At 66.7% G+C, this 15,745-nt stretch carries 14 protein-coding genes and 1 pseudogene; 2 read left to right on the top strand and 13 right to left on the bottom strand.

Annotation, left to right across the window (positions count from 1 at the left end; all coding sequences use genetic code 11):
* Nucleotides 1–62 precede the first annotated feature (62 nt).
* The 6 genes from G4Q83_RS16220 to G4Q83_RS16195 all read right to left on the bottom strand — a co-directional run bounded on the left by G4Q83_RS16220 (nucleotide 63) and on the right by G4Q83_RS16195 (nucleotide 6,538).
* Nucleotides 63–1,168 (bottom strand): IS3 family transposase gene (locus G4Q83_RS16220; RefSeq protein ID WP_185817403.1). Its coding sequence is split into 2 segments (ribosomal slippage): nucleotides 63–910 and nucleotides 910–1,168, totalling 1,107 coding nucleotides; the frame shifts between segments, so codons are not numbered across the junction.
* 175 nt (nucleotides 1,169–1,343) lie between these two features.
* A complete protein-coding gene (locus G4Q83_RS23565; protein ID WP_246432125.1) occupies nucleotides 1,344–1,910 on the bottom strand; it encodes a hypothetical protein in 567 nt (188 codons plus the stop codon).
* A 25-nt stretch (nucleotides 1,911–1,935) separates the two neighbouring features.
* Nucleotides 1,936–2,976, bottom strand: coding sequence for a hypothetical protein (locus G4Q83_RS23560; protein ID WP_246432124.1), 1,041 nt, complete (start codon nucleotides 2,974–2,976; stop codon nucleotides 1,936–1,938).
* Between the two features lie 1,495 nt (nucleotides 2,977–4,471).
* Nucleotides 4,472–5,533 (bottom strand): lipoyl synthase, encoded by a 1,062-nt coding sequence (lipA, locus tag G4Q83_RS16205; protein WP_128419340.1) that lies wholly within the window; start codon nucleotides 5,531–5,533, stop codon nucleotides 4,472–4,474.
* A gap of 22 nt (nucleotides 5,534–5,555) precedes the next feature.
* On the bottom strand, nucleotides 5,556–6,272 hold the full coding sequence (gene lipB / locus G4Q83_RS16200; RefSeq protein WP_128419341.1) for a lipoyl(octanoyl) transferase LipB: 717 nt from the start codon (nucleotides 6,270–6,272) through the stop codon (nucleotides 5,556–5,558).
* Nucleotides 6,260–6,538, bottom strand: coding sequence for a DUF493 family protein (locus tag G4Q83_RS16195; RefSeq protein ID WP_128419342.1), 279 nt, complete (start codon nucleotides 6,536–6,538; stop codon nucleotides 6,260–6,262). The genes lipB and G4Q83_RS16195 overlap by 13 nt, the downstream gene beginning before the upstream one ends.
* Before the next feature lie 255 nt (nucleotides 6,539–6,793).
* Between G4Q83_RS16195 and G4Q83_RS16190 the strand changes: the two genes are divergently transcribed.
* Nucleotides 6,794–7,849: a lipid A deacylase LpxR family protein gene (locus G4Q83_RS16190; protein WP_128419343.1), complete on the top strand. Its 1,056-nt coding sequence runs from the start codon at nucleotides 6,794–6,796 to the stop codon at nucleotides 7,847–7,849.
* Between the two features lie 150 nt (nucleotides 7,850–7,999).
* On the opposite strand, the gene G4Q83_RS23555 is transcribed toward G4Q83_RS16190, so the two are convergent.
* The 7 genes and pseudogenes from G4Q83_RS23555 to G4Q83_RS16160 all read right to left on the bottom strand — a co-directional run bounded on the left by G4Q83_RS23555 (nucleotide 8,000) and on the right by G4Q83_RS16160 (nucleotide 15,204).
* On the bottom strand, nucleotides 8,000–9,199 hold the full coding sequence (locus G4Q83_RS23555; RefSeq protein ID WP_246432123.1) for an XVIPCD domain-containing protein: 1,200 nt from the start codon (nucleotides 9,197–9,199) through the stop codon (nucleotides 8,000–8,002).
* Nucleotides 9,199–9,546 (bottom strand): hypothetical protein, encoded by a 348-nt coding sequence (locus G4Q83_RS16180; protein ID WP_128419344.1) that lies wholly within the window; start codon nucleotides 9,544–9,546, stop codon nucleotides 9,199–9,201. The genes G4Q83_RS23555 and G4Q83_RS16180 overlap by 1 nt, the downstream gene beginning before the upstream one ends.
* A gap of 679 nt (nucleotides 9,547–10,225) precedes the next feature.
* Entirely contained in the window at nucleotides 10,226–11,431 is a 1,206-nt protein-coding gene (locus G4Q83_RS16175) for a D-alanyl-D-alanine carboxypeptidase family protein (RefSeq protein ID WP_128419345.1), read from the bottom strand.
* Nucleotides 11,432–11,641: 210 nt separating this feature from the next.
* The gene (locus G4Q83_RS16170) at nucleotides 11,642–13,012 is read right to left on the bottom strand and encodes a septal ring lytic transglycosylase RlpA family protein (protein WP_128419346.1); all 1,371 of its coding nucleotides are present in this window, start codon (nucleotides 13,010–13,012) and stop codon (nucleotides 11,642–11,644) included.
* Complete coding sequence (mltB, locus tag G4Q83_RS16165; RefSeq protein ID WP_128419347.1) at nucleotides 13,009–14,145, bottom strand: lytic murein transglycosylase B; 1,137 nt, start codon at nucleotides 14,143–14,145, stop codon at nucleotides 13,009–13,011. The genes G4Q83_RS16170 and mltB overlap by 4 nt, the downstream gene beginning before the upstream one ends.
* A 72-nt stretch (nucleotides 14,146–14,217) precedes the next feature.
* The gene (locus tag G4Q83_RS22650) at nucleotides 14,218–14,436 is read right to left on the bottom strand and encodes a hypothetical protein (RefSeq protein ID WP_221893119.1); all 219 of its coding nucleotides are present in this window, start codon (nucleotides 14,434–14,436) and stop codon (nucleotides 14,218–14,220) included.
* Nucleotides 14,363–15,204, bottom strand: a pseudogene (locus G4Q83_RS16160) (IS5 family transposase). Before G4Q83_RS16160 ends, G4Q83_RS22650 begins: the two are co-directional and overlap by 74 nt.
* A 161-nt stretch (nucleotides 15,205–15,365) precedes the next feature.
* Here G4Q83_RS16160 and G4Q83_RS24755 point away from each other — a divergent pair.
* Entirely contained in the window at nucleotides 15,366–15,524 is a 159-nt protein-coding gene (locus G4Q83_RS24755) for a hypothetical protein (protein ID WP_185817235.1), read from the top strand.
* Nucleotides 15,525–15,745 lie beyond the last annotated feature (221 nt).

The raw sequence follows: 15,745 nt of genomic DNA, 5'->3' as shown, positions 1-15,745 counted from the left end.
TCGTTGTCCTGTTGGGCTTTGTACGATTGTCGCAGGATCAGAGGGAGTTGTTCAGACCATCCTTAGAGTCCGGGTTTCATCGTAGCGGCTTTGGCCGCTAGCTGTTGGGCATAGGCGGCCGGGGTCAGGCCGCCCAAGATCTTCTTCGGTCGCTCCTCGTTATATTCCCGTCGCCAGGTCTCGATCTCGGTGCGGGCGTGCAGCAGCCTCGGGAACCAGTGCTCGTTGAGGCATTCGTCGCGCAGGCGGCCGTTGAAGCTCTCGATGTAGGCGTTCTGGTTCGGCTTGCCTGGCTGGATCAAGCGCAGCTGCACACCGCGCTCGTGGGCCCACGTCACCATCGTCTTGCCGCAGAACTCCTTGCCGTTGTCGGTGCGGATCACCTGCGGCAGACCCCGTGTCAGCGCCAGCCGATCCAGCACCCGGGCCACGCCGTGGCCGGAGATGGCCCGCTCCACCTCGATCGCCACCGCCTCGTGCGTGGCATCGTCGACGATGGTCAGGGCCTTGAGCACCCGGCCCTCGGCGGTGCGGTCGAACACGAAGTCCATCGACCAGACCTGGTTGGCGGTTCCAGGCCGAAGCAACGGTTGGCGCTCGCCCAGCAGCACCTTCTTCCGCTTGCGCCGGCGCACCTGCAACCTGGCCTCCTGATACAGCCGTTCCACCCGCTTGTAGTTCACCGGCCACTGCTCCTGCCGCAGCTTCAGATAGATCATCCCGACGCCGTAGCGCTTGTGCCGCTGCGCTAGCGCCAGGATCCGCTCGCGCAGCTCGACGTTGCGATCCGGACGTGGGACGTAGCGCAGCGCGCTGGCGCTCATCCGCACCACGGCCAGCGCCCGCCGCTCAGGGAGCCCGCGCTCCATCAGGTGCCGCACCAGCATCCTGCGCGCCGGTGCGGTCACCACTTTTTTCGCAGGGCGTCCTTGATGACGTCGTTCTCGAACAGCTGCTCGGCCAGCAGCTTCTTCAGCCGCGTGTTCTCCGCCTCCAGCTCCTTGAGCCGCTTGGCCTCCGGCACGCTCATGCCGCCGAACTTGCTGCGCCACAGGTAGTAGGAGGCCTCGCTGAACCCGTGCCGCCGGCACAGGTCCTTCACCGCCACGCCGGCTTCGGCCTCACGCAGGAAGCCGATGATCTGCTCTTCGGAAAAGCGCTTCTTCACGTCCAATCTCCGTCTCGTTGGGGATTGGACTCCAAATCGCCGTGCTACTCAAAACCGGGGGGACGTCGAAGCATGAAGAGTGGATAGCGCTTAGAGTCTATGTAATCATCCGGGACGCGACACATAACATCATGCGGGGGCTCCCATCGTGAATTGGCGCTCCCGATTGAGCGCGTCACTGCGATGGTCGCGGCTTCGCTTGCCGATACTGGCGCTTGTCTCCTACGCGCTTCCCATTGGGATCGTTGTTCGAGCAAATACGCCCGTCGCAAACGACCGCATCGGAGGCATAGAACGCTTGCACGATAGGCACGGCATTCTCATAGCGTCGCAGTTCTTCTTTCGTTGATGCCAGCTCGCGCCGGTAATAGCCCAGCACGGCCCAGCCAACGAGCAGCACCAGCAGCAGAATGGCGCCTGCGGCACCGAACCACATCCACACCGTCTTGTTCGCCTTTTGTAGCTGCGCAGACGTGGCCGATACGTCACGGTCGTACTGCGCCGCGACGGGAGCTACGGCATTCTTGGCTTCCTTGGCGATCTGGGAACTGGCATCGCCGACGATGCCATCAACCCGGCGATGTACCTGTGTGACCTCGTTTTGTAACGCCTGCATCCGCTGATCGAAGGCGGCTTGCATGCGCGCTTCGCGCTGCTCGAATTTCGCGATTAGCGCGGATTGCAGCTTGAGCGTGTTTTGCAGCGACACAATCAGTTCGGATAGCTCTTTCTCGCTAGACATGAACGACCCTCGGTGATGGTGAAAGTTAGCGTGTCATCACGGGGCCTTGCACTTGGCGAGCCACCTCTTGCTGCTGGAGTTCTTGTCTTTGCTCGAAGGCAGCCAGTTCGCGCCCCCATTGTTCGTATGCCTGTACTTGTGGCGATTGCTCGATCTGATCGCATACTTTGGAAAAAGCGTCGTCGTCGTCGGCGGCCAGCGCGGCGGCCAGTCGGTCGAGGTCTGGATCGCCGGTACTGAAAGCCTGCTTGCCTTGCTGCATTCTGTCAGGCTGGGCGTTATAGCTGCTATCGAAAGAACCTGAGCGAGATTTTTCCTTCTCGTTAGGATCAAGCGGGACAACGGGCTCCCCCGAGTGGGGAGGCTTGATCTTCCGATCATCGTCGTCGCGCCACTGCTTGCCGTCGAACGAATAGCCGCTCCGGTTAGAGGCTAGACCAACGTTCTGATACAGGTTTTCGCCGAAATTAGGCGCATCCACCTGCTGCCCGTTCTTGTCTAGCGGCAACGATGGTTTCACGCCGGCCGATTTCAACAAAAGGCCTGTCACGCCGTTGCTGTTGTTGTACAGGGGCGAATATTCGAGCTTGGCATCGTTAATTTGCTGGCCCGCCGTCAGCGCAGAACTCAGCTTCCTTTCAATCTCTTGATCTGTTCCTTTCCAAACGATAGCGCGCTCGTGCTTCTCGCCGGGAAGCGGCCAATCCGGGGCGGCTTCCGATTGTTCTACAGGCTTCCCTTTGGAATCTCTGACAAGCGAGGGATCGTCGGGGTTGGCTTGATCTGCGGGCAGGGGGCGAATGGACCCGTCAGCTTGTCTTTGATAGACAGCATTGTATGGGGGGATGTAGGGAGCGGCATCAACACGAATGTTGCCGAACTTGTCGGAACCTAGCAGCGTGCTTTCTGCGAGGTTGGCAAGGTCGTTGCCTTCTGCACGCGCATCCGGACCGCCGCGAACGACAATTTGACTACCATCGGATCGTTCAAAAAGGAGATAAGTATGCCGTCGATCAGCGGCAACGGGGCTTGCTCCTACGATGATCTTGGCTTGGTCGTCTGGCATTTCTCACTCTCCGATTTCTTTAGGGGAGCGCGCCGCTTGAAAGCCGCTGATCGTGGCTCCGTCCTTAGAGTTCAACGTGACGATCCATGTGACGGGTGTCATTGGGGTCACAAGCCGCTTCTCTGGAGGCGGCGGCGGCGGAGTTAGATAAGAGCAAACCACGGACGACTGCGCGTCCGGCGATAGGGGCATCGTCGTTTCGCAAGCAAAGCCCTTTGACGTAAGTTTCCGTACCGCGTCCGAGATAGGTATGCCTGGGGCGATCCAACCGGCAAGCTGCGCCTTGGCCTCAGCGCTGGATTGCACTGGCCGGAAAGCATCAGAGCGGGACTCGTTGGAGTCGTTCATAGCGGCGCATCCTGTTGCAATTGATAGGGAAGCCCAAAAGAGCAGGAAGGGTCTGAAAAAGCCTGTAGTCGGTCTGTGCACCATAGCCCATCACGCCACGTGAATTTTTGATCCAAACATATGATGAAATGCTAAGTTCCAGTGTTGGGCGCCGGATTCCAGGGAGCCCATTCGTGAAGGTGACGTCAAAACGCCTCCCGCACCATAGCGAACTGCACGCCTTGCCGCATCATAGCCGTGCCACCCTTCGGAATCTACTAGTGTTCCGTCTCAAAAATAACGTTTCCTAAAAATTGTCTATGCTTCCCCTGTCAGCAACAGACCGGAGACGGGCAGATGAACTCGCAGAACATTACCCTGACACCCGAAGAGCACAGCCCACTCGCTACGTTTGGAACGCCAAAGGGGAAGACATCTTGAACAAAATTCAGCGAGCCCGCGAAGCAATGGCATCGCAAGCGTGAGGGATATTATTTCTGAGACAGCACACTAGCCATCGCCGAAGTGCCACAACTCATGTGCTGATTCGGGGCGCCAGCGAGTCCGCTGAACTCCGAATCGATTACATGGTTTTTGTCAAGCTGCAACGCATCACTGAACATGACGTGTGCCAAGTCAGTAGATGCGGCATAGTGGAGGCGGATAGCTTCGGTGACGGGCAACAGAATCCCGTAAGGATCGCCATCATGCCCAATGGCAATGCATTTGGAGTCCACGATCTCTCGTGGAAATGGATACCTGAAAGGCGGGATCAGCCAGTTCTGTCCCGCCTTCTTTCCTTCAAGCCGTCCGAACGAATGACCCAACCTTACAAGTTGTGTCCCACCCTCCGTAACGTTGGTGCCTCGCAGCATACGGCGAACACCCGCTTGCATTGGTTGCGCCCGCGTGTTCCGCCAGTGGGAGCCAATCTTGAGGCAAGGGAGTTGGCCAATACCAACTCGTGCCTGCTTACGTTCAGGCGCTGCGGGCGTTGGGGGTCTGTTGTTGGTTAAATTGAACAGAGAATCAGGAGTGAGGTGAACGTCGATCACCGGCTCATGCTCCGTATGCGTGACCGCACCGGGTCCTTCGATCCGTCAAGCCCGGCCGTCGTCGGGGAATTCCTTGATGGGCGGTATGCGTTCCGGCATCGCTCCATTCCGATTTATTGTTGTACATTCCGATGGAGCGATGGAGAGTCCGATCTAGCGCTGGAATTCACAGCGACGCCGGCCCCGGCGGCCTGACGATCGGCGTGGTAGGAGGAGCGGACCATCGGCCCGGAGGCGACGTGGCCGAAGCCCAGCTCGTAGCCGTAGACCTCCAGCGCCTTGTACTCCTCCGGCGTCCAGTAGCGCATCACCGGGTGGTGGTACGCGGTGGGCTGCAGGTACTGGCCGATGGTGACCATGTCCACGTCGTGCGCGCGCAGGTCGCGCAGCGTGGCCTGCACCTGCTCCAGGCTCTCGCCCAGGCCGAGCATGATCCCGGACTTGGTGGCGATGGCAGGATGCTGCGCCTTGAACTTCTGCAGCAGGGTCAGCGACCACTGGTAGTCGGCGCCGGGACGCACGTTCGGATACAGGTCCGGCACCGTCTCGATGTTGTGGTTGAACACGTCCGGCGGATTGGTCGCCAGGATCTCCAGCGCGCGGTCCATGCGGCCCTTGCCGCGGAAGTCCGGGGTCAGGATCTCGATGCGGGTGGCCGGCGCGGCAGAGCGGATCGCGCCGATGCAGTCGGCGAAGTGCTGGGCGCCGCCGTCGCGCAAGTCGTCGCGGTCGACGCTGGTCACCACCACGTAGCGCAGGCCCATGTCGGCCACGGTCTGCGCCAGGCTGGCCGGCTCACCGGCGTCCGGCGGCTTGGGCCGGCCGTGGGCGACGTCGCAGAATGAGCAGCGGCGGGTGCAGACCTCGCCCAGGATCATGAAGGTGGCGGTGCCGTGGCTGAAGCACTCGTGGATGTTCGGGCAGCTGGCTTCCTCGCAGACCGTGACCAGGCGGTTCTCGCGCAGCCTGGCCTTGAGGTTCTGCACCGCGTTGCCGGACGGGATCCGCACCCGGATCCAGGACGGCTTGCGCAACATCGGCGCGTCGGCGAACTGCACCGGCGAGCGATTGATCTTGTCCCCGCCCACTTGCTTGACGCCGGCCTGCAGCGGCGCGGGCGCGCTGTCGCCGGAAACGACCTGCAAGGGGATGGTGCGTGCGCTGGGCTGGGTCATGGCGTCGTCGGCGGGCAGGCGGTCAGGCCGCGTGCGTGGGCGTGAGGTCGGGCAGGGCGTCGAGCGGCTGCAGGATCAGCCCGAACTGGCGCGCCAGCTGGGCCAGCAGCACCGGTTTGACGGCCTGCATGCCGGAAGGACCGCCCAAGTCTAGCACCGAGGTCACCTGCAGGCCCTGGTAACCGCACGGGTTGATGCGCTGGAATGGGCCCAGGTCCATCGCCACGTTGAACGACAGGCCGTGGAAGGTGCAGCCGCGGCGCACGCGGATGCCGAGCGCGGCGACCTTGGCGGTGCCGACGTAGACGCCGGGCGCGCCGTCGCGGCGCTGGCCGAGGATGTTCCATTCGTCCAGCGTATCGATGATCGCCTGCTCGATCCGACACACGTAGTCGCGCACTCCGATGCGGAGCCGGCGCAGGTCCAGCAGCGGATACACCACCAACTGGCCCGGGCCGTGGTAGGTGACCTGGCCGCCGCGGTCCACGTGCAGCACCGGGATGTCGCCGGGCGCCAGCACGTGCTCGGGCTTGCCGGCCTGACCGAGGGTGAACACCGGCTCGTGCTCGACCACCCACAGCTCGTCGGCACTGGCCTCGTCGCGCACATCGGTGAAGCGCTGCATCGCCCGCCACACCGGCGCGTAGGGGTGGCGGCCGAGATCGCGCACCCGGCACGGCGGCAGCGCCGGCGCTTCGGGCGCGCGTGCGGCGTTGGCGGCGTCCGCTACAGCGTCCACTTCACTTCCGGGTGCGTGCGCAGCGCCTGGTGTGCGGCGTCGTACTGGGAACGGTCGGCGGCACGGAAGGCGATCCGCACCGACACGTACTTGCCGTTGGACGAATGCTTCCAGCTGACGCGTTCTTCCAGCACGTCCACGCCGGCCTGGGCGAGCAGGCGCGGCAACTCGGCCTCCAGTCCGGCGGTAGCCGCGCCCATCGCGCTGAGCTCGAAGACACCGGGGAACTGGAAACCGTGTTCGGGGTTATCGGAGGCGATGTCCATGGCGGCATTATCGGGCCGGCGCCGGGCAAACCCAAGGCCGCGCCGGGGCGCCGCAGGGGCGCACGGCCGCGCCGGCCCGGCCGGCGGCCGCAGCGGAACGACGCGGTCCGGCCAACGGCCCTCCCGGCCGGTCGTCGCCGCCTGCCTGGCGGCCGCTTGCCGCCTGCACACGGCTTCACGGCACACGCGCAGCACGCACGCTAGCGTCGCCTCGCTTCTCCTCCCTTTCCCTCCCTTTCGCACCGGACGTCGTCCATGCCGTCAGCGCGCCTGCCTCTCGCCTTCGCCGTCCCGCTCGCCATCGCCTCGCTGCCCGCCGCCGCCGACCGCTGCTCCACCAGCACGCTGGAGGACACGCCGCCCACAGGGAACTTCCGGGCCGACAACGACCTGCTCGGCGGCGCCGGCCAGGACCAGGGCTATACCAACGGCTTCGGTGCGACTCTGGTATCGCCGAACCTGACCGACTATATCGACGATCCCTGCCTGCCGCGGCTGGCGCGTGCGCTCAACCGCTACCTGGAATGGCTGCGCCCGGGCGCGTCCAAGCAACAGAACATGGTGTTCAGTTTCGGCCAGGCCATCTTCACCCCGACCGACAAGACCCGCCGCGGCCCGATCAAGGACGACCGCCCCTATGTCGGCGTGCTGCTGGTGAACATCGGCTACAACGCGCGCAACCAGGACCGCCTGCGCACCACCCAGCTGGCGCTGGGCATGGTTGGCCCATCCGCGCAGGGCAAGCAGGTGCAGGACGCGGTGCACGAGCTGCTCGGCAACGCCAAGTTCCTCGGCTGGGACAACCAGTTGCACGACGAACCGGTGTTCCGCGTGCTGCACGAACGCATGCGCCGCTGGCCCGGCGAGGCGGCGGTCAACGCCGACGGCTGGGGCTGGGACGCGATCCGCCATTGGGGCGGCGCGCTGGGCACGTTGGAGACGCATGCCAATGCCGGCGCCGAGGTGCGCTTCGGCTGGAAGCTGCCGGACGACTTCGGCAGCTCGCCACTGCGCCCGGCCGGCGAGAACACCGCCCCGCCCCGCGACGGCCTGGGCCGCGGCTGGTCGGCGCACCTGTTCCTGAGCAGCGACGCGCGCTGGGTGCTGCGCGACATCACCCTGGACGGCAACACCTTCCGCGACAGCCACAGCGTGAAGAAGCGCCCTTTCGTAGGTGAGGTCGGACTCGGCTTGGCGGTGATCCGCGGGAGGTGGAAACTGGCGCTGGCGCGCTACTGGAGCACCCGCGAATTCGATCTGCAGAAGCAGACCCCGGTGTTCGGCAGCTTCACGATCAGCCGGCGTCTTTGACGCCGGGAGTGGGGATTGGGAGTGGGAACGCAGAGGCTCCCTCTTCCCACCGGCAAGTTCGGCTGTGAGAGTCGAGCGGCACGACAAATGCAGGAGCCGCCGCTCCCCCCATTCTCGATTCCCCATCCCCAACAGCAAGAGGCTCGAGCGTCACGGAACGCAACCGTCGCCTCGCCCCGTCGCCAGGGCTCGCGCTTGACTTTGCCGTTCGGCTTCAACGGCGCATTCGCCTACGCCAACGTCGACTACACATGGTGAGGCGCGCGCGGCGCCAATCCCGTGGCGCCGCACGCTCCCCCGGCCACGGCCCCGGTCTGCCGCGGCTGTCGCGCACGAACGCGGCGCACGGCGGCGGCGGCACGCGATGCAGGCGAAGCAGCCATTGCCCACGGCCCTCATGCTGCCACCAGCAGCCGCAAGACCTGCTTCACCCCATGACCGGGCTGCCGCGGCCACTCTGGCGGTCCTGCCGCTGCTGCGCCTCCATGCCACCTGCCGCTCGCGCTGCTGATCCAGCGCCTGCGCCTGCTGCACCGTATCGTGCATCGGCGCCGCCTGCTGCGACACGTCCGTGGCGGCGCGCAAGCCGGGCGTCGTGCCGGACACCCACACCTTCTCGCCCGCCATCTGCACGCGGTCGATCTTGCCCGCCTCGGCGACGCCCTCCCGCTTGGCGTTCAACATCGCTTGCGCGATGTGATCGTCGCCGATGTGCGCCGGCACGTCCTGGCGGATGCGCGCGAACATCGCCCGATCGGCCGCCGACAGCGCGGCGATGCCCTGCGCCTGCGCCGCCGTGCGCTCGGCCGGCGGCGCCTGGCCGAGCAGGTGCGTCCACTGCCTGGCGTAGTCCTGCATCTCCACCGATTGCGCCTGGCGTGGATCGATGCGCACCGTTTTCGGCGTATCGAAGGCGCTGAAGCCCTGCAACCCTTGCACCTGGCCATCGGCGCCCATGCTCACGTTGGTGAGGCGCTGGCCTTCGCGCTCGGCCGCCACCAGCAGCCCGGCCGCCACCTTCTGGCTGTGCGGGCCGGACGCGATGTCCTGCCCGGCTTCCATGTAATGCACTTCGCGCAAGCTGCGCTTGAACGCAGCGTGGCCGGGATGGGCCGGGTCGCGCAGGTCCGCCGGCAGCGGCCCAGGAGCGGCGCGCGGCGCGGCCGGTTCCGGTGCAGCGCCGGGCGACAGCGCCGGCACGGGTTCGGCCTGCGCATCCGCTCCACCCGCCGGGACGCCCGGCAAGCCTGCCGCCGCCGGGCCGGCCCGCCCGGGCGCCATCTGCTGGCGCGCCGTGCGCGCGAGGTCCTGGATCCGCGCCTCCAGGCTCGGCACCACCGTCTCGGTCATCAGGTGGCGCCGGTGGCTTCCCTCGCGCTGGCCCCTGCCTGGCTTGCGAAGACGCCCGTCCTGGCCAGATTGCCCATCCCGTGCAACGTCGCCGGACTGAGCAGGGTCGCCACGCCGACCACCGCTGCGGTGGCGGCGCCCTGCGCGGCGTACATCCCAGGCAACTGCGCCGACGCCGCCTGGGCATGGCGCCCGGCCACGTCCAGGGTGGTGTCGGCCGCGCCGCCCGCCGCGGCGACGGCGTCGTGCTGCAGCCGGCCCACCTGGTCGGCCACCGCCTCCAGCGCGCCACCCGCCATGCGCGCGCCCAGGTGAAGGGCCTGCGCCTGCTCGGCCGCCGCATGCACCGCGTGCGCCGCATCGGCCCGCCCGCGCTACCGCGCATTCGCGCCGACCTGCGCCAGCCGCTCGGCCTCGGCCTGGGCCGGCGCGCCCAGCCCCGGCGGCAAGACCGCACCGGCCGGCCGCAAGGCGGCCGCCCCCAGCGCCGCCGCATCGCCTTCGATCCGCCCTCGCCGCACTCGGCCGCGGCCTGCGCCGCGCCCAGCGCCTGCCGGCCCTGCGCCGCGAGCGCCCCGCTCCGTTCCACTCCGAACGAAGGCAGGTTGTAGTCGGACTGCCGCAAAGGCGGCGGCAGCGACAATCCGCAGCCGGTGCAGGCCAGCAGCAAGAACGACAGCAACCACGCGCGCAACAGCTTAGGCACGGTCCATCCTCATGCAGCGAGCGGGGCGCAGGTACGGCCATGCCGCACACGATCCAGCCTAGCCCTTGTCCGCCGGCTGCGCCACACTCTCCTGTGCGCCCTTTTACCACCAGCCGCCTGCACTGTGCCCAGCAGCGCCCCGGTGGCGCAAGCGCCGCAACAGAAACGGTCCTGCCGATACCTGTCTCAACCTCAAGCGCCTGCACAGGCAGCGGCTGCCACGGGCCGCTTGCAACCGAAAATGGCAACGCCCCTGACGGGGCGCTGCCATTGCCGGATCAAAGCGAGTCTCAAGGCCGGCTCTTCACCGGCCGTTTGGATCACTCGGCTTCCCACCACATCCAGAAGCTGTCCCACAGGCGCTTGAAGAAGCCGGCTTCCTCTACCGCCTTCAGCGCCACCAGCGGCGCCTGCGCGACCACCTTGCCGTCCAGCGATACCTTCACCATGCCGATCGGCTGGCCCTGCCTGATCGGCGCTTCCAGGGTCTTGGGCACGTCGATCGACGGCTTCAGCTCGTTGTAGCGGCCGCGCGGCACGCCGACCAGCAGCGGCTGCGCCACGCCCAGCAGCACGTCCTTCTCGGTGCCCTTCCACACGCGCCGTTGCGCGACCTGCTTGCCCGGCTCGTACAGGCGATGGGTCTCGTAGAAACGGAAGCCCCAATTCAGCAGGGCCAGACTGTCCTCGGCGCGCTGCCTTTCGGAACTGTCGCCCATCACCACCGCGATCAGGCGCTGGTCGCCCCGCTGCGCCGAGCTGAGCAGGCAGTAGCCGGCCTCGGAGGTGTGCCCGGTCTTGATGCCGTCGACGCTGGGGTCGCGCCACAGCAGCAGGTTGCGGTTCTGCTGGGTGATGTCGCCGACCTTGAATTCCTTGATCTTGTTGTAGGCGTAGGTGTCGGGATAGTCGCGCACCATCGCCCGCCCCAGCAGCGCCAAGTCGTAGGCGGTGGTGTAGTGGCCGTCGGCGGACAGGCCGTGGGCGTTGACGAAGTGCGAGCCGGTCATGCCGAGCTTGGCCGCGTAGTTGTTCATCAGCGCCGCGAAGGCTTCTTCGCTGCCGGCGGTGTGCTCGGCCAGCGCGATCGCCGCGTCGTTGCCGGACTGGATCGCCATGCCTTTTTCCATGTCCTCCAGGCGCGCGGTCTGGTTGACCGGGAAGCCGCTGTAGCTGCCGTCGGTACCCGCTCCGCCCTCGCGCCAGGCGCGCTCGCTGAGCATGACCTGATCGTCGCGCTTGATCTTGCCCAGCTTCAGCTCGGCGGCGACCACGTACGAAGTCATCACCTTGGTGATGCTGGCCGGAGCCACCTGCGCGTGCTCGTTCTCGCCGGCCAGCACCTGGCCGGTGGCGTAGTCCATCAAAAGCCAGGACTTGGACACCGCCGGCTTGGGCGCCGGCGGAATCGCCACGGCGGCGGGAACGGCGGCGGCAGGCGATGCCGGTACCGGGCCGGGGGTCTGCGCGGAAACCAGGCCGATGGCGAAGGTTGCCACGACGGCGGCGGCGAAGCGGAATTTCATCTAAGACGGCTCCTGGCAGGCCCGAGGGCCGGTGGTGAACGGCAAGCATTGTAGGGCCGCCCGGCGCCCGCACAGCGGCCCGCGGCAGCGCAGGAGGAGCCTGGGTTAAGCCATCGTGGCCGCGTAGCGGCGCGGGCGCCGCGGCAGGGACAGCGCCGGGATGCCCGCGGCAAGGCGCCACCGCATCCGGGACCGTGCGTTCCCGGCTGCTCAGTTCTTGACGATCTGCGGGTGCCCCAAGCCGAGACCGGCGATACGGCTGGCCAGCTCGGTGGCACGGCCGTGGTTCTCGGCCGCGACCCGCAGCCGCCACAGCGTACGCCCGCCGGACACGATGTCGCTGACGCTGGCGCCAACGATGCCGGCCGAGGCCAGCTGCGACAGCGCGCGGTTGGCGTTCTCGCGGCTGGCGAAACTGGCCACCTGCAGCAGGATGCCGAGCGGGCCGTGCGACGGCGCACTGTCGGCGACCGCGCGGGTTGCCGGCAGTGCAGCAGCAGCCGGCGCCGGGGCCGCGACGACCGCCGGCGCGACGGCCACGGCCGCATCGACCTTGGCCGGCTTACCGGTGGCCACGCGCACCCCGCGCGATTTCATCCAGTTGTCGAAATGGTCGGCATTGGCCGCGGTGTCGGCATCGGCCTGCACACGGTAGCGCCAGCGCTCGCCTTCCGGCATGGCGGCAGCGGCCGCTTTCGCACTGGCGGCAGTCGGCGCGGCGTCGCGGCGCACCGGCACGCCGGCCGCCGCGACCGTCGCCGGCCTGGCCGGCAATGCCTTGACCAGCTTATCCATGTCCGTGGCGCGCCGCACCGCGCCGCCCGTCCCCGCCGCGCTGGCCAGCGCGGCGCCGGCCGCGACCTGCTTGTCGGCACGGCGCGAGGCGAGCAGGTTGCCGTTGTCGGCCGGGGTCAGCCCGCGCACTTCGACCCGACCGGTGCCCTTGCCGGTGATGCCGAGCTTGACCGCCGCCGCGTAGCTCAGGTCGATGACCCGGCCATCGTGGAACGGGCCGCGATCGTTGACCCGCACCACCACCGACTCGCCGTTGTCCAGGTTGGTGACCAGGGCGAAGCTGGGCAGCGGCAAGGTCTTGTGCGCGGCAGTGAACGCGTACATGTCGTAGACCTCGCGGTTGGAGGTCAGCCGGCCGTGGAACTTGCTGCCGTAGTACGAGGCGGTGCCGCGTTCGACGTAGCCGTGCGGGTCGTCGATGATCGTATAGGCGCGGCCCAGCACTTGGTACGGCGAGCGGTTGCCGATCGCCGAACGCGGCTCGTCGGTGACCAGCGGCTCGGGGATGCAGGCGACATTAGGCACATAGTCGGGGGTGCTGTCGCTGACGCCCGGCGCATACAGGCCGCCGGCGGTGTAGTTGCCGCGCTTGGATGGGTCTTCCTTGGCCGGCGCATACGGCGAGGTGGACGGGCAGCCGGTGGCGACGTGCACCGGACCGCGGCCTTCCACCCTGACCCCGGGCGCTGCGGCGCCGGCGGCGGTCTTCTTCGGGGCGCTGCTGCAGGCGGCCAGCGCCAGCAGGGCGACGACGGGAACGATCCGGAGCAGCGCGTTCTGGTTCATGCCGGTGGTAACTCCTTGCCGGCGATGGCCTGGGACAACTGGTACACGGCCATCGCATACATCTTGGAGATGTTGTAGCGGGTGATCGCGTAGTAGTTCTGGAAGCCCAGCCAGTACTGCTTGCCGGCGCTGCCGTCGAGCGCGATCGGGGTAGCGGTGGCGTCGGCCGGCACCGGCACGGTCGGCTGGTAACCGCGCGCGGCCAGGTCGGCCAGCGAATGGCTCGGAGTCCAGTCGCTCGGCGTGAATTCCTCGGCGCCGGGACGCAGCGTGGCCGGCACCGCGACCAGGCCGTCGCGCACCCAGCCGCCCTTCTTGACGAAGTAGTTGGCGATCGAGGAGAACACGTCGTCGTAGTCGGTGAACAGGTTGCGCTTGCCGTCGCCATCGCCGTCGACCGCGAACTGGCGGTAGCTGGACGGCATGAACTGGGCCAGGCCCATCGCGCCGGCGTAGCTGCCGATCAGGGTGGTGATGTCCAGGTTCTCTTCGCGGCCGAGCGCGAATAGCTGGCCGAGCTCGTCGCGGAAGAACAGTTCGCGGCGCACCTCGCGTTCGAGCTTGGCCGGATCGCCGCTGCGCGGATAGCGGAACGCCAGCGTGTACAGCGCATCGAGCACGCGGTAGCTGCCGGTGTTCTTGCCGTAGTTGGTCTCCACCCCGATGATCGCGGCGATGATCTCGGCAGGCACGCCGGTCCGCGCCTGCACCCGCAGCAATTCGTCACGGTGCGTGGCCAGGAACGCGCGGCCGCCGTCAATCCGTGCCTGGCTGACGAGTATCGGCCGGTACTCGTTCCACAGCTTGACCCGCTCGGCCGGACGCGACATCGCCGCCACGATCGGATCCTTGAACTGCGCCTGTGCCAGGGTCGTCTCGATCTGCGCCGGGTCCAGGCCGTACTTGGCGGCGGTGTCGCGGACGAAGTTGGCGCGCGCGATCTCGAACGGCACCGGGGTCAGGTCGACCGGCGGCGCCGGCGCCCCTTCGGGCGCGGTCCCGGCCGGCGGCGCCGGGCTCGGCGTGGATTGCGACGGCGCATCGACCGGCGGCGGCGGCGGCGGAGCCTTGGGCTGGGTCGCACATGCGACCAGGCCAAGCGTGATCAGGCAAATCAGCGGGCGTGGAATCATGCCAGCAGGTTAGCAGAGTCGAGATGAATTTCCACCAATAACATCATAAGAAATAAAGGACTTTGTATCTCGTCACAAGTGCACCTGCAGCATTCTTCCCAGCGCGTGCAACGCAATAAGGCCGCTGGCGGCGGACGCCAGCCCCGCGGCGGCGGCGGCAACGGACGCCACTGCCTCGCTCGACGGACGGGAAGGACGGAACAAGCGATGTTCACGTTCATCCGGCGTGACCGCTACCCGCACCCGGAGCGTGTTTGAACTTTTGAGTATGGAAGCAGCATTGCCGAGCATGAGGGATGGTGAAGACCACGAAGTGCAGGCCGGCCAGCGTATGCGACAGGCGCTCGTCGTCGCGTGCCGGTCGTCGGAATCGGTCGACCCAGCCAAAGCTTGCGTTCAATCACCCAGCGGCGCGGCAACAGGACCAAGCCCTTCTTGGCTTCAGGCAGCTTGGCCCCATGCAGTTCCATGCCTTCCTCTTGCGCCGCCTGGGCCGGCTCTTGTCCGGTGTCGCCTTGATCCACAAAGGGCACCTCTACCGTGTCGCCGGTCGCGTGCTGAACCTCCTGTGCCAGCGACCGCGCTTGCGCACGCTCTTGTTCGTTGGCCGGCGTGACCTGCATAGCGGGCAGTGGCCAAGCGTGTCCAAGGCCATCTGCACCTTGCTGCCTTCCTTGCGCTTGCAGCCGTCGTTGCCTGCTCGCGGTCCGCTCTCGCACGTGGATTGCAGCGTGCGATCATCCAGGATCACTGCGCTGGGTTGCCCTTGCTTGCCTTGGGCCACACGCAGCACCGAGTGCAGACCGTTGACCATCGCCTCACCGCAACCGGCCTGCAGCCAGCGTTGAGTCTGCTGGTACGCCGCCTCCCATGGTGGGAACCCGTGAGCAATCAAGCACCAGGGCGCACCAGCGCGGCCCATCCAGCGCAAGGCGTTGCACATCAACGCAACTCGTACTGGCGTTGCCGGGCCTGCGGATCCATCAGCGTCGGGTAAGGAGCGGCAAAGGCTCGCTGTTCGTCGGAGACGTCGGTTGGATGCGCGCGAGCAGGCTTCATCCATCCACAATCGCTGGGCGGTTCGAAATTCGTGACACGCTCTAGCCCGGCTTCTAGCGGTGACAGCTCTTGGCATATTCGGCCCGGCTGCTTCTGGGTCTGGCAGTGCAGTAGACAGATCGGAATTGGATGGGCACTGGGAAGCCACCCGGCGTCAGATATTGCGCCGTTTTCAGGCCAAGGGTTTCATTCTGGCGACGTTTGGCATCGTGATCGGGATGATCGGCGCTTACGGCATCGATCAGATGCTGATGAACTATTACGAACTTGGTCGCCTGCCGTTTTGCATCTTCCCATCGGCGCGACCGCTTTGTGAATAGTCGGCCGGCTCGCAGTCTATTCGCCTGCCCGGCGTGCCGCGTTGGTGGCGGCGCCGGCAGTAGCGGCGCAGGCGGCCATCATGTAACTGGATCAACTTTGAACACACCGGCTCTATCGGAAAGGCCGCCGGTGGTTGGCCGCCGGCGGCCCGGGTTGCGCGCCGCCGCGCCGCTGCAACGGCGCGTCGCTGTCCGCCATGTCGACCGGGGCGCGGTTGTCG

This window comes from Xanthomonas theicola (genome assembly GCF_014236795.1).
Taxonomy (GTDB): Bacteria; Pseudomonadota; Gammaproteobacteria; order Xanthomonadales; family Xanthomonadaceae; genus Xanthomonas_A; species Xanthomonas_A theicola.
The sequence above is the reverse complement of the archived record's forward strand: the minus strand, read 5'-3'. Positions and strand labels throughout refer to the sequence as shown.